We start from the raw sequence: 12,035 nt of genomic DNA on the forward strand, positions 1-12,035 counted from the left end.
CCGCGCGACGCCGGCCCGCCACCGGCCGGCCACGCCGGCGGGGACGATCGTCCCGGCGACCGCGGGAGCCGGGGAGCATGCTTCCGGTGTGCCCTCAGGTCCCGCCCCGACCCCGGGACCCGGCGGGCGCACCGCCGCCGCGCACGACGCGGCGAAGCGCGCCGCCTGGGCCGGGACGGCGGCTGCGTACGCGGAGACCTTCGCCGGCCTCTGCGCCCACGCGGTGCCGGCGCTCCTCGACGACGCGGCGGTCCGGCCCGGCGAGGCGCTGCTCGACGTCGGCACCGGCCCGGGACCGGTCGCCCGTGCGGCGGCGGACCGCGGGTGCGCGGTCACGGGCGTCGACCCGGACCCGGAGATGGTCGCGCTCGCGCGGGCCGCGGTGCCCGGCGCCCGGTTCCTGGTCGGTGCGCTCCCCCGCCTCCCGTCCGCGGTCGGCTCCGGGTTCGACGTCGTCGCCGCGAACTTCGTGCTCAACCACGTGGGCGACCCGCCCGCGGCAGCGGCGGCGCTCGCCGGTGCCGCCCGGCCCGCCGGCCGGGTCGCCGTGTCGGTCTGGCCCGCGCCGCCGGGACCGGCGCAGCAGCTCTGGGCGGACGTGCTCGACCGCGCCGGCGTCGCACCGGCCGCGACCGCCCTGCCGGAGGGCCGGGACTTCGCGCGCACACCCGACGGGCTGGGCGCCCTGCTGACCGCGTCGGGGCTCGAGCAGGTCCGGGCCCGGGAGGTCGGCTTCGTGCACGTCGCGCCGCCCGACCTGTGGTGGAGCGCCGTCACCCGCGGCGTGGCGAGCATCGGCGCCACCTACCGGCGCCAGGACGGCGCGGGCCGCGAGGCGGTGCGCCGGGCGTTCGTCGACCTCGCCGCCGGGTACACCGGACGCGACGGCCTGCTGCACCTGCCCGCCCGGGCCGTCGTCGCGTCGGGGCGGGCCACCACCTGAGCCTCCCCCGGCCGTCCCGGGAACACGCGCCCGCGCCCCGGACCGCCGGCCACCCGGGACGCGCGCTCGTCGGGCGGTGGCCCCTGCCCGGTGGCAGACTCGTCGCGAGTCGAGCCGCCACCGCAGCCACGCTGCCCCGGCGCGCGGCCCGACGCCACCGTTCGGGACGGGGACGGGAACCGCGACCGCCCGGGAGGTCGGTGCGATGCAGGATCGTCCCGGCGGGATCAGCGCCCGCACCGACGGCGGCTCGACCGTCATCCGCCTGCACGGCGAGGTCGACGCGTCCCTCCGCGCGGACGCGGGGCACGCGCTCGCCGCGGCGCTGATCGCCGGCGGACCGGTCGTGCTCGACCTGGGCGGGGTGACGTTCATCGACTCGACGGGCCTGGCGTTCCTCATCCAGTGCCTGCGCGCCTGCGGCCAGACCGGCCAGCGGTGCACCCTGGAGGACGTCCCCGCCGACGTGGCGACGCTGCTCGCGATGCTCGGGGTCGACGCGCTCACGCACGCCGGTCCGGGTGGCACGCCCCCACCGGTCCCCCGCGCCGCACCGCGGTGAGGCGGGCGCCCGTGCCGGCGTCGACGTCCTCGGCGCCCGGCCCTACGCTCGGACGATGCTGCTCTGCTCGATGAGCGTCTCCGTCGACGGCTACGTGTCCGACCGGGCCGGCCGGCTCGGCTGGGGCACGCCCAGCGACGAGCAGTTCGCGTTCACCCTGGCGCAGGTCGGCGAGCTGGGGGCGTACATCTGCGGGCGCCGGCTCTACGAGACGATGCTCGTCTGGGAGACCGACCCGGAGCTGCGCCGCGCGGAGGCGTCCGCCGCGTTCGCCGACGTCTGGTGCGCGCTGCCCAAGATCGTCCTCAGCCGCACGCTCGACCGGGTGGAGGGCAACGCCCGGCTCGCGTCCGGCTCCCTCGAGGAGGTGGTCGCGGGCGCGCTCGCGGGCACCGACCGGGACGTGTCCATCGGCGGCGCCGACCTGGTCCACCAGGCGCTCGGGCTCGGCCTGCTCGACGAGGTCCGGATGTTCCGCAACCCGGTCGTCCTCGGCGGCGGCACGCCCCTGCTGCCACCGGTGCCCGAGCCGGTGCCCCTGGACCTGGTGGAGACGCGGACGTTCGCGGGCCGCGTCGTCTACGAGCGGTACCGCGTGGTCCGGGGCCCGCACGCTCCGGTCTGACCCGCGCTCACGCGCACCGCCCGGCGAGGACCGCCGCCCCCGGACCCGTGAGGTCGGCGCAGGCCGCCGCACGGCCCGTCATCGCCATGATCAGCGAGAGGGCGGGTCCGCGCACCACCTCACCCTCGCCCGCCGTCGTCCCCGTGTCGGTGGCCTCGAGGCGCAGCCCGGTCACCCGGGACCGCGCCACGACGACCTGGTCGGTGCCGGCGTAGTAGCGCAGCAGCAGGTCCAGCACCTCGTGCGGGTGGTCCCGCGTCAGGCCGAGCGGGTGCCGGATGTCGGTCCCGTGCACGACGAGCTCGCCCAGCAGGGCGGGCGCGGGCAGCGGCGGGGAGGTGCGGCTGCCGATGGTGGCGCGGAACCGGGCGAGGGTCTCCTGCGGGTCCGCGCCGAGCTGCTCGCGCAGCCGGTCGTCGACCTGGCGGTCGAAGTCGAAGCGGGCCCGCAGCACCCCCAGGAACCAGCGCAGCGGCGACACCGCCCCGCTCACCGTCAGGTGCGCGAGCACCTCGCGCACCGAGAGGCCGTCGCACAGCGACGGGGTCCGCCAGTCGTCGTCGTGGAGGGTCCGGAGCTGGTCCGCCAGGGCGGCCCGCTCGTGGTCGACGTGGGTCAGCGTGGTCGCACGATCCATCGGGCCATCCTGCCCTGCCGCCCGCTCACCGGCACGGACGCCTCAGGTCAGGACCTCCACCCCGTCCTCCGTGATCGCGACGGTGTGCTCGCTGTGGGCCGTCAGGCAGCCGGTCGCGCTGCGCAGCGTCCAGCCGTCCGCGTCGGTCACGAGCTCGGCGGTGTCGGCCATGACCCACGGCTCGATGGCGAGCAGCAGCCCGGGTCGTAGCCGGTACCCCCGCCCGGGCCGGCCGGTGTTCGACACGTGCGGGTCCTGGTGCATGGTGGACCCGACCCCGTGCCCGCCGAACTCCGTGTTGACCGAGTAGCCGGCGCCCTCGAGGACGTCCCCGATCGCTGCCGAGACGTCACCCAGGTGCACGCCGGGACCCGCGGTCGCGATCGCCGCGGCGAGCGCGCGCTCGGTGGCGTCGATGAGGGCGACAGCCTCCGGCGGGCGCGTCCCCCCGACGACGAAGCTGATGGCGGAGTCGGCGACGACGCCCCGCAGGGACACCGCGAGGTCGAGGGTCAGCAGGTCGCCCGCCACCAGCGTGCGGGCGTGCGGCAGGCCGTGCAGGACGGCGTCGTTCACCGACGTGCAGATGTAGTGCCCGAACGGCCCGCGCCCGAACGACGGCGCGTAGTCGACGTAGCAGGAGACGGCGCCGGCCTCCTCGATCATCTGCCGTGCCCAGCGGTCGATCTCGAGCAGGTCGGTGCCGGGCCGCGTGCGGTCGCGGAGGGTCCGCAGGATCCGGTGGACGAGCGCCCCGGTGTCGCGGGCCCGCCGCAGCTCGTCGGGGCTGAGGATCTCGATCACGGGTGACCTCCGGTGCGGCCGCCGGCCGGCGGCGGTGGGACAACTATCCCGGTCAGACTATCCCGCCGCGCCACCCGACCCGCGCAGGCTGTCACGCCACCCGGGGCCGCCCTAGGATCGCTCGCATGGTCCGCCTGCCCCTCACCGCCGCCGAGGTCGAGCGCGGGCGCCGGCTCGGCGCCGTGCTGCGACGCGCGCGCGGCGACCGGTCGATGGCCCGCACCGCGCTCGACGCCGGCGTGTCGCCCGAGACCCTGCGCAAGATCGAGTCCGGCCGGGTCGCCACGCCCGCGTTCCCGACGATCGCCGCGATCGCGGCGGCCATCGACCTCTCCCTCGACACGCTGTGGGCCGAGGTCAGCGCCCCGGACGGCGGGTCGTCCCAGGCGCTCGCGTCCTGACCGGGCGACCCGTCCGCGTCCGGGCCGCAGCCGGTTCACCCGCCGCCGGGCGGGCGCTCCCGGGGTACCCGGCAGCACAGTGGAGCATGCGCCCCTCCCCCGACAGCGCCGACGACGTCGCGCTGCCCCGGTTCCGCGAGCTCGACGCGTCCCGCCGCCGGCAGGCCCAGATCGTCGTGCTGCACGACGGCGAGCCGGACGGCACCCGCCTGCGGTGGGCGCTGAGCCTCGCGGACATCGCGGGCCGCCCGCTGGCCCGCGAGCACCTGCGCCTGCCGCCCGGCCAGGACCCGTCGGGTCACCTCGGCGTGGACGTGCACCTGGACTCGGTGGGCATGCAGGTGCACGGCGAGTGGTTCACCGGCACCGACCCCGCGCGCCCGCGGCGCTACGCCCGGGTGGTGCCGAGCGCGCCCGGCCGGTGAGGGGCTGCGCGCTCAGCCCACCGCGAGGACGTCGACGAGCCCGAGGACCTCGAGGACCCGGCGCGCACGCGGCGGCACGTCCTGGACCCGGAACGGCAGGTCGTCGCGCGCGCACGCCCTGCGGCACTGCAGCAGGAACGACACACCCGACGAGTCGATGAAGGTCACGCCCGCCAGGTCGAGGACGACCGGCTGCGCGGCCGCCCGGACGGCGTCCACCGCGGCGGTGGCCTGCGCCCGGAGCGACAGGTCGATCTCGCCGACGAGCCTGACGGTCGTCACGCCGTCGGTGCGCTCGGTGGTGATGGTGCTCCGCATGGGTTCCCCCCGGCCCTGATGGTCCCCGCTGCTGACCTCGGCGGAGTCGTGCACGCCATGGGTGGGTCCTCGACCCGGTGCGGCGACGCCCCGCACGTCCACCCACTGTGTCACGGGCCGGCACCGTTGCGACAGCACCGCAGGTCACGGGCGGTGGTGCGGCGGCTCCTCGTAGCGCACGTGCTCGGCCTGGTGCAGCACGTGGCGCACCAGTGCGGCGACGTGCTCGTTCGCGTGGCGGTAGTGGACCGTGACGCCGTCGCGCCGGTTCTGCACGAGCCGGCCGGCCCGCAACCGGGCGAGGTGCTGCGACACGGCCGGAGCGGGCCGTCCGAGCAGCTCCGCGAGGGCGCCGACCGAGAGCTCGCGATCGTCCAGCAGCAGCAGGATGCGCAGGCGGGTCGGGTCCGCGAGCAGCCGCAGGACGTCGACGGCGGCCTCCAGGTCGGCGGCGGGCACGAGGGCTGCACCCGTCTGAGCCGCCACGTCGGTCTCGCTGGTCACCTGCTCAGCCTGCCACCCCCGCGGCGACGGGCGCGGGACGCGGCCAGAGCGCCGCGGTGACGGCAGCGGCCACCGCCGCCAGGCTCGCGAGCACCAGTGCGGCGAGACCCAGCCCGAGGGCCCCCAGCACCCCGGCCAGCGGGTAGGTCACGAGCCAGCAGGCGTGCGACAGCGAGAACTGCGCGGCGAACACCGCCGGCTGCTCGGCCGGACGGATGCTGCGCGCGATGACGCGACCCACCGGCGTCTCGGCAGCGGCCCACCCGGCACCGACGAGCGCGAACAGCGCGCCCACGAGCAGCAGCCCCGCGCTGCCGCGCACGGCGAGCCCGCCGGCGACAGCGGCCGTCCCCAGGGTCAGAGCCGCGAGTCCGCCGAGCACGACCGCACGTTCGGGCCGGCGCTCCAGCACACGAGGGAGCAGGACGGCCACGAGGAGCGAGCCCGCGCCGAGCGCCGCCAGCAGGAGCGCGGCGGTGCGCTCGCCGCCGCCGTACGCCTCGCGCGCCACCGCCACGTACTGCACCAGGGCGAACGCACCGGCGGACGCCACCGCGAGGTCGAGCGCGAGCACCGCCCGCAGGCCCGGTGTGCGGACCATCAGCACGGCGCCCCGCCGCACCCGCGCGCCGAACGGCAGGCCCGCGTCCTCCGGCGCGGGCGCGGCGCCGGCCGGGACCGCGGTGCGGGCGACCAGGGCCGCCGACACGGCGAAGCCCGCCGCGGTCCCGAGGAACAGCTGCTGACCGGGCAGCACCAGCAGGAGCGCCGCGGCCAGCACGGGCGAGAGCAGCATCTCGAGGTCCTCCGCGAGCCGCGACAGCGACAGCGCCTGCGTGTACCGGCGCTCGTCGGTCACGAGCCGGGGGACGACGGCCTGGTACGCCGGCGTGTGCACCGCCGACGCCGCCTGCAGCACCAGCACGAGCGCGTACACCTGGGCCACGGACGTCACGACGGGCAGGCCGAGCACCACGACCACACGCACCACGTCCGCCCCGACGAGGACCGCCCGCGACGGCAGCCGGTGCACCACGGCCGCGGCGACGGGCGCCACGGCCACGTACGCCAGCATCTTCAGCGCGAACACGGTCCCCAGCACCACGCCGGCCCGTGCCCCGGCCAGGTCGTACGCCAGCAGCCCCAGCGCCACCGTGGCGAGCCCCGTCCCCGTCAGGGACACGACCTGGGCGGTGAACAGGCGGCGGTACGCGCGGTCGCGCAGGACGAGGAGCACGCGTCATGGTGCCACATCTGCGTCTGTGCGCACAGATGCAATCCTGCGCGCACGGGGCCGATGTGCCACGGCGCGGACCGTCTCCTGGCAGGGTGACAGGGTGCACCCAGCCGTGGGCGACGCCCTCGACCTCGGCGACCGGCGCTACGACGTCGCGATGTCCGCACCGACGCGGCCCGCCACCATGACGCTCGCCGAGGTGCGGGAGTGCGTCGCGCGGGTCCTGCCCGGTGCACGGGTCCGCCGTCGGCTGTTCTGGCGCTGGACCCTCGTGCACCGCGCGTCGGCGGCGGGTGTCAGGTGAGGCGGCCCAGGGCCACGGCGGCGTGCATGAGGGCGGCGACGGACTCCCCGTCGGTCAGGGCCCCGGTGCGCAGCAGCTCCACGACCTCCGGCCACGTCCGGCGCTGCACCTGGACGATGCCCTCCTCCGCCTGCCCGTCCGCCGCGAGCGTGCCGGCGTCGGGTGCGGGCCGCACGTCGCGCGCGAGCAGCACGTGCCCGGGCGCGTCGCTGACGCCGTTGAGCGAGTAGACGGCACCGAGCTCCTGCCAGTCGTCCGAGACCAGGCCGGTCTCCTCCAGCAGCTCGCGGCGTGCCGCCGTCAGCGCGTCCTGGCCGTCGGAGCCGCCCGCGGGCACCTCGAGCGAGCGGAGCCCGGTGGTGTAGCGCTCGACCTCGACCAGCACGACCTCGCCCTCGGGCGTGACGGGCACGACGAACACCGCCGGCTGACGGACCTCGACCACGCCGTAGACGCCGGGCCGGCCGTCCGGGCGGGTGACGGCGTCCTCGCGGACGCGGATCCAGGCGTTCTCGTACACGGTCGTCGACGCGCGGGTGTGCCAGGGGGCCACGGGTCCTCCGGGGTCGGGGCTGGGGGCGCGGCCAGCGTAGTGCGCGGCGGCGGACGGACCGGCGGGGGTCGCCGGCGTCGCGCACGGCGCCCGTGACCGCACCCGCTGCTCCGCAGGACAGACGCCTCCGCGGACCCCACAATTCCTGCGTGCGCACGATCGGTGTCGAGGAAGAGTTCCTGCTGGTGTCGGAGGACGGCTCGCCGCGCGCCGTCGCGGCGGCGGTGCTGCAGCACGCCTCCTCGGTGGACGGAGACGACGACCCCGCGCAGCCGGGCGGGTCGCTGGAGAAGGAGTTCGCGCAGGAGCAGGTCGAGACCTCGACGCACCCCTGCACCGACCTCGACGACCTGCTGGAGGAGGTGCGGGGCGGGCGCTGGCGGGCCGACTCGTCCGCGCAGCACGCCGGCGCCCGCATCGCGGCGCTCGCGACGTCGCCGCGGCCCGCCGACCCGACCGTGGTCGTCAACCGGCGCGCCCAGGACATCGCTGCGCAGTTCGCCCGCACGGCGCGGGACCAGCTCACCTCCGGCTGCCACGTCCACGTCGAGGTGGCGGACGCCGAGGAGGGCGTGCGCGTCGTCGACCACCTGCGCCGCTGGAACCCGGTGCTGCTCGCCCTCAGCGCCAACAGCCCCTACTGGCAGGGCGACGACTCCGGGTACGCGAGCTTCCGGTCGCAGATCTGGGGCCGCTGGCCGACCGCCGGCCCCACGGCGCCGTTCGGCGACGCCGCGACCTACCGCCGGAGCGTCGAGGACCTCGTGGCGAGCGGCACGATCCTCGACGACGGGATGGTGTACTTCGACGCCCGGCTGTCCGCCCGGTACCCGACCGTCGAGGTGCGGGTCGCCGACGTCTGCCTGGACCCGCAGGACGCCGTGCTGCTGGCCGCGCTCGTCCGCGCGCTCGCGGAGACCGCGGTGTCGGGGCGCCCCGAACCGGCTCCCCAGCCTCGGACGGAGGTCGTGCGCGTCGCGACGTGGCGCGCCGCGCGCTCCGGCCTGGACGACGACCTGCTCAGCCCCCTGACGGGACGCCCGGCGCCGGCTCGGGCCGTGCTCGACGAGCTGCTGCGGCACGTCGAGCCGGCGCTCGTGGAGGGCGGCGACCTCGAGCGCGTGCGGGACGGGGTCGCCTCCCTGCTCGGGCGCGGCAACGGCGCCCAGCAGCAGCGACGCTGGCGGCACGAGGGGGCGGACGACGCCGAGCTGGTGCGCCGGGCGGTCCGCGCGACCCTCGCCTGAGCCCTGCGGGAGGCCCTCCCCGCGCGTTCACGGGACCTTCACGCCAGACTGGAACACTGAACGGTCCCCGGACGTTGACCGATCTGAGTAAGCCACACGTCTGCACGTCAAGGCACGGAGGTCCTGATGTCGAACCGGTCCCTGCGCGGTATGCGCATCGGGTCCCACAGCATGGAGACGGACGAGGGCGTCGACTTCGCCCCGCGTCTCCAGGCGTACTACGACTGCCCGAACGGGCACACGATCATCCTGCCGTTCTCGGTCGAGGCCGATGTCCCGGTGGTGTGGGAGTGCCGGTGCGGCGCCGAGGCGCTGCTGCGCGACGCGTCCAAGCCGGAGCCGAAGGCCACCAAGCCGCCGCGCACGCACTGGGACATGCTCCTGGAGCGCCGGACGATCAAGGAGCTCGAGGAGCTGCTCGACGAGCGCCTCGACCTGCTGCGCGCCGGCAAGCTGCGCCGCAGCGCCTGAGGCGCCGGGTCACGTCACGCACGGGCCCCGTCCCCCGCACCGGGGGGCGGGGCCCGTCGTCGTGCAGCCCGTCGTCCTCCGGCCCGGCGCCGTCCCGGACCGACCGGGTCCGGGCACGCCTCACCGTCCTGCGGCGGGACTCCCCTGCCGCAGGAGCCCCCGCAGCTGCTGCCACCGGCGGCGGGCTCCCCAGACCGTCACGCGGACGAGCGCCTCGCCCACGATGGCGCGGCTCATCTTGGAGCGGCCCTCGGCGCGCTCGACGAAGGTGATCGGCACCTCGACGACGCGCCCGCCGGCGAGCAGGACCCGCCACGCCATGTCGATCTGGAAGCAGTACCCGTGGGAGGCGACCTCCCCGAGCGTGAGCCCCCGGAGCGTCTCCGCCCGGTAGGCGCGGAACCCCGCCGTCGAGTCCCGCACCGGCAGGCCCATCGCGACGCGCGCGTACACGTTCGCCCCCCGCGACAGGAGCTGGCGGTGCAGCGGCCAGTTGACCACCCGTCCGCCGCGCACCCACCGCGACCCGATCACCAGGTCCGCCCCGGGCACCCGGGCGAGCAGCGCCGGCAGGTCCTCGGCGCGGTGCGACCCGTCGGCGTCCATCTCGACCAGGACGTCGTACCCGCGCTCGAGCCCCCAGCGGAACCCGGCGACGTACGCCGTCCCCAGACCCTGCTTGCCCGCGCGGTGCAGGACGTGGACGGCGCGGCGACCGCGCTCGGCCTCGTCGCTCGCGGCAATCCGTTCGGCGAGCTCGCCGGTGCCGTCCGGGGACGCGTCGTCGACGACCAGCACGTCGGCGTCGGGCACGCAGCGGGCGAGCGCCGCCAGCGCGTGCGGGAGGCTGTCCCGCTCGTCGTACGTGGGGACGACGACGAGCACGCGAGCGGCGGCGGTCACGCGGCGGCCTCCGGACGGTCGGCGCGGCGCACCCGCGCGGCCCCGGCGGCACCCGCGACCGTCATCGCCACGGCCAGGGCGCCCACGACCAGGCTGGGCCACGCGCCGAGGCGGGTCGCCGGTGTCAGCGACTCGCGCAGCGGCAGGCGCGCGACCAGCTGCTCGGCGGTGAACAGGCCCGTGTCCGCAGCGACCGTCCCGTTGGGGCTGATGACGGCGCTGACGCCGACGGTGGACACCTGCACGGTCGCCCGGCCGCTCTCGACGGCACGCAGCCGTGACATCGCCAGCTGCTGCGTCGACTCCGCCGAGTACCCGAAGTTCGCGTTGTTGGTCTGCACCACCAGGATCTCCGCCCCCTCCCGCACGCTCTCGCGGACCAGCGGGTCGTAGGCCACCTCGAAGCAGATGACGTCCCCGACCACCACGGTGCGGCCCAGCCGCTCGGACTTCAGCGGCACCACCCCGGGCTCCGTGCCCGGCAGCATGTCGTTGCGGACGAGGTCCACGGCCGAGGAGAAGGGGCGCACGAGGTCGCGCAGCGGGATGTACTCCGCGAACGGCGCGGGGTGCTGCTTGGAGTACCGCGCCACCGGACCGGTGCCCGGCTCCCACAGCAGCGACGTGTTGTAGCGGCCGCCGGACTCCGGGTACTCGATCGTCCCGACCAGCAGCGGCGCGCCGACCTCCCGTGCGGCACCGTCGATCGCGGCGGCGGCCTCGGCGTCGACCTGGGGGTCGATGTCGGTGCCGTTCTCGGGCCACAGCACCAGGTCGAGGTCGCCCGGCGCGACCTGGTCGAGAAGCGCGTAGGTGCCGGCCACGTGGTTGTCGAGGACCTCGCGCCGGTTGTCGAAGGCGTGCAGGCCCGGCTCCGACACGTTGCCCTGCACCGCGCCGACCATCAGCGTGCCGTTCTCCGCCCGGGTGTCCATGGGCACCAGGAGCCCGCCGCCGACCAGCGCCGCGGCCACCGCGAGCCGGCCGAGGGCCGGGAGCAGGGCGAACCGGCGCGCCGCGAGCCACGCGAGGGCGAGCGCCGCCCCCGTCGCCACGACGACCGCCGAGACCAGCGGCGCGCCACCCAGCCGGGCCAGCGCGATCAGCGGCGAGTCGGCCTGCGAGAACGCCAGGCGACCCCAGGGGAAGCCCCCGAACGGCCACAGCGACCGGAGCTCCTCGACCGCGACCCACAGGACCGTGAACACCAGGAGCTGCAGGGACGCGCGCCGCCACACGGCCTCCCCGCGCCGGGCCCACGACCAGGCCGCGCCGAACAGCGCGACGAAGCCGGCCTCGGCCACGGACAGCGCGACCCACGGCACCACGCCGATCGAGACGTCGACCCAGGTGAGCAGCGGGAGGAAGAACGCCGCGCCCCAGACGAGGCCGAGGAGCGCGTTCCACCGGGCGCTGTCGCGCCGCATCGCGAGCATCAGCAGGGCCGTGCCGAGCGGGGCGGCCCACCACCAGCCGAGATCGGGAAAGGCGGTCCAGGTCAGCAGCCCGCCGGCGAGCGCCTGGACCGCGCTCCACCAGCGGGAGGGGTCACGAGCAGGCACCGCGCCAGGGTACGGCACCCCGCTGTCACCGGCCGCCGGGTGAGGGCCCGACCGGCCGGCCCGCGTGTCCTTCGTACCGCACGGCACCGCGAAGCGGTGCGGCGTTCTCTGATGAACACGCGGGCCCGGCCGGAGCCCGGCGTGGTCCGATCCCTGCCCCCTCCGGGGCGCCTCGTGACGGGCGCCGCCGTTCGGACCACTGCCGAGAACCTACCGAACCGTCCCGTCGTGTCAAGGGTGCCGACGGGCTGGTCAGCGACGTCCGCGCACGTCACCAGCACCGGGAAGCCCTGCCCGGAATGTCTGGATCGCGAGGTCGACCCGGCGTGTCGTCCGGCGTGTCGGACCACCCGTCCGGGTGAGGCGGCCCCGCGGGCCCGCACCCGCGGTTCACCCGTCCGCCGGATCACCCGCCGCGGGGCACGCCACCGGCCGGTCCGGCGGCCCGCCGTCGGTCACGCCGCCGACCGCCCCGTCCTCCCGGTCACGCCGCCGACCGCCCCGTCCCGCCCGACGCGTCGAACAGGACCCGGCCCGCG

General features: G+C 76.6%; 16 protein-coding genes. 8 read left to right on the forward strand and 8 right to left on the reverse strand.

What is annotated here, in order from left to right; genetic code table 11:
* Window positions 1-88 precede the first annotated feature (88 nt).
* From AAHH18_RS06100 to AAHH18_RS06110, 3 genes are all read left to right on the forward strand, one after another.
* Entirely contained in the window at window positions 89-943 is an 855-nt protein-coding gene (locus AAHH18_RS06100; RefSeq protein WP_343300957.1) for a class I SAM-dependent methyltransferase, read from the forward strand.
* Between the two features lie 205 nt (window positions 944-1,148).
* Window positions 1,149-1,505, forward strand: a complete 357-nt coding sequence (locus tag AAHH18_RS06105) for an STAS domain-containing protein (protein WP_283320324.1) — start codon at window positions 1,149-1,151, stop codon at window positions 1,503-1,505.
* Between the two features lie 55 nt (window positions 1,506-1,560).
* Complete coding sequence (locus AAHH18_RS06110; protein WP_283320323.1) at window positions 1,561-2,130, forward strand: dihydrofolate reductase family protein; 570 nt, start codon at window positions 1,561-1,563, stop codon at window positions 2,128-2,130.
* Window positions 2,131-2,137: 7 nt separating this feature from the next.
* Here AAHH18_RS06110 and AAHH18_RS06115 read toward each other — a convergent pair whose 3' ends face one another.
* Both AAHH18_RS06115 and map read right to left on the reverse strand, forming a co-directional pair.
* A complete protein-coding gene (locus AAHH18_RS06115) occupies window positions 2,138-2,767 on the reverse strand; it encodes a maleylpyruvate isomerase family mycothiol-dependent enzyme (protein WP_283320322.1) in 630 nt (209 codons plus the stop codon).
* Between the two features lie 42 nt (window positions 2,768-2,809).
* Complete coding sequence (gene map / locus AAHH18_RS06120; protein ID WP_343300958.1) at window positions 2,810-3,571, reverse strand: type I methionyl aminopeptidase; 762 nt, start codon at window positions 3,569-3,571, stop codon at window positions 2,810-2,812.
* A gap of 125 nt (window positions 3,572-3,696) precedes the next feature.
* On the opposite strand from map, the gene AAHH18_RS06125 reads away from it, so the two are divergent.
* Both AAHH18_RS06125 and AAHH18_RS06130 read left to right on the forward strand, forming a co-directional pair.
* Window positions 3,697-3,972 carry a helix-turn-helix domain-containing protein gene (locus AAHH18_RS06125; protein WP_283320320.1) on the forward strand — a complete coding sequence of 92 codons (276 nt, stop codon included), beginning with the start codon at window positions 3,697-3,699 and terminating at the stop codon, window positions 3,970-3,972.
* A gap of 86 nt (window positions 3,973-4,058) precedes the next feature.
* Window positions 4,059-4,397 (forward strand): hypothetical protein, encoded by a 339-nt coding sequence (locus AAHH18_RS06130; protein WP_343300959.1) that lies wholly within the window; start codon window positions 4,059-4,061, stop codon window positions 4,395-4,397.
* A 12-nt stretch (window positions 4,398-4,409) separates the two neighbouring features.
* Here AAHH18_RS06130 and AAHH18_RS06135 read toward each other — a convergent pair whose 3' ends face one another.
* From AAHH18_RS06135 to AAHH18_RS06145, 3 genes are all read right to left on the reverse strand, one after another.
* Window positions 4,410-4,715, reverse strand: a complete 306-nt coding sequence (locus AAHH18_RS06135; protein WP_343300960.1) for an STAS domain-containing protein — start codon at window positions 4,713-4,715, stop codon at window positions 4,410-4,412.
* 144 nt (window positions 4,716-4,859) lie between these two features.
* Window positions 4,860-5,219: an ArsR/SmtB family transcription factor gene (locus tag AAHH18_RS06140; protein ID WP_343300961.1), complete on the reverse strand. Its 360-nt coding sequence runs from the start codon at window positions 5,217-5,219 to the stop codon at window positions 4,860-4,862.
* A 4-nt stretch (window positions 5,220-5,223) separates the two neighbouring features.
* Window positions 5,224-6,456 carry an MFS transporter gene (locus tag AAHH18_RS06145; RefSeq protein WP_343300962.1) on the reverse strand — a complete coding sequence of 411 codons (1,233 nt, stop codon included), beginning with the start codon at window positions 6,454-6,456 and terminating at the stop codon, window positions 5,224-5,226.
* Between the two features lie 100 nt (window positions 6,457-6,556).
* On the opposite strand from AAHH18_RS06145, the gene AAHH18_RS06150 reads away from it, so the two are divergent.
* A complete protein-coding gene (locus AAHH18_RS06150; RefSeq protein ID WP_343300963.1) occupies window positions 6,557-6,760 on the forward strand; it encodes a hypothetical protein in 204 nt (67 codons plus the stop codon).
* Here the strand turns inward: AAHH18_RS06150 and AAHH18_RS06155 are convergent.
* On the reverse strand, window positions 6,753-7,313 hold the full coding sequence (locus AAHH18_RS06155) for an NUDIX hydrolase (protein ID WP_343300964.1): 561 nt from the start codon (window positions 7,311-7,313) through the stop codon (window positions 6,753-6,755). The two genes, AAHH18_RS06150 and AAHH18_RS06155, sit on opposite strands and share 8 nt — an antisense overlap.
* A gap of 149 nt (window positions 7,314-7,462) precedes the next feature.
* On the opposite strand from AAHH18_RS06155, the gene AAHH18_RS06160 reads away from it, so the two are divergent.
* A complete protein-coding gene (locus tag AAHH18_RS06160) occupies window positions 7,463-8,560 on the forward strand; it encodes a glutamate--cysteine ligase (RefSeq protein ID WP_343300965.1) in 1,098 nt (365 codons plus the stop codon).
* 126 nt (window positions 8,561-8,686) lie between these two features.
* A complete protein-coding gene (locus AAHH18_RS06165; protein WP_146838390.1) occupies window positions 8,687-9,031 on the forward strand; it encodes an RNA polymerase-binding protein RbpA in 345 nt (114 codons plus the stop codon).
* A gap of 120 nt (window positions 9,032-9,151) precedes the next feature.
* Here AAHH18_RS06165 and AAHH18_RS06170 read toward each other — a convergent pair whose 3' ends face one another.
* Window positions 9,152-9,934, reverse strand: a complete 783-nt coding sequence (locus AAHH18_RS06170; RefSeq protein ID WP_343300966.1) for a polyprenol monophosphomannose synthase — start codon at window positions 9,932-9,934, stop codon at window positions 9,152-9,154.
* On the reverse strand, window positions 9,931-11,496 hold the full coding sequence (gene lnt, locus AAHH18_RS06175; RefSeq protein ID WP_343300967.1) for an apolipoprotein N-acyltransferase: 1,566 nt from the start codon (window positions 11,494-11,496) through the stop codon (window positions 9,931-9,933). Before lnt ends, AAHH18_RS06170 begins: the two co-directional genes overlap by 4 nt.
* Window positions 11,497-12,035 lie beyond the last annotated feature (539 nt).

The sequence above is a fragment of the Cellulomonas olei genome, assembly GCF_039548315.1.
Taxonomy (GTDB): domain Bacteria; phylum Actinomycetota; class Actinomycetes; order Actinomycetales; family Cellulomonadaceae; genus Cellulomonas.

What these genes read in the sequence shown, in the direction of transcription:
- AAHH18_RS06105 (WP_283320324.1), top strand. Translation starts at nt 1,149, where the DNA reads ATGCAGGATCGTCCCGGCGGGATCAGCGCCCGCACCGACGGCGGCTCG.
- AAHH18_RS06110 (WP_283320323.1), top strand. Translation starts at nt 1,561, where the DNA reads ATGCTGCTCTGCTCGATGAGCGTCTCCGTCGACGGCTACGTGTCCGAC.
- AAHH18_RS06115 (WP_283320322.1), bottom strand. Translation starts at nt 2,767, where the DNA reads ATGGATCGTGCGACCACGCTGACCCACGTCGACCACGAGCGGGCCGCC.
- AAHH18_RS06125 (WP_283320320.1), top strand. Translation starts at nt 3,697, where the DNA reads ATGGTCCGCCTGCCCCTCACCGCCGCCGAGGTCGAGCGCGGGCGCCGG.
- AAHH18_RS06130 (WP_343300959.1), top strand. Translation starts at nt 4,059, where the DNA reads ATGCGCCCCTCCCCCGACAGCGCCGACGACGTCGCGCTGCCCCGGTTC.
- AAHH18_RS06135 (WP_343300960.1), bottom strand. Translation starts at nt 4,715, where the DNA reads ATGCGGAGCACCATCACCACCGAGCGCACCGACGGCGTGACGACCGTC.
- AAHH18_RS06165 (WP_146838390.1), top strand. Translation starts at nt 8,687, where the DNA reads ATGTCGAACCGGTCCCTGCGCGGTATGCGCATCGGGTCCCACAGCATG.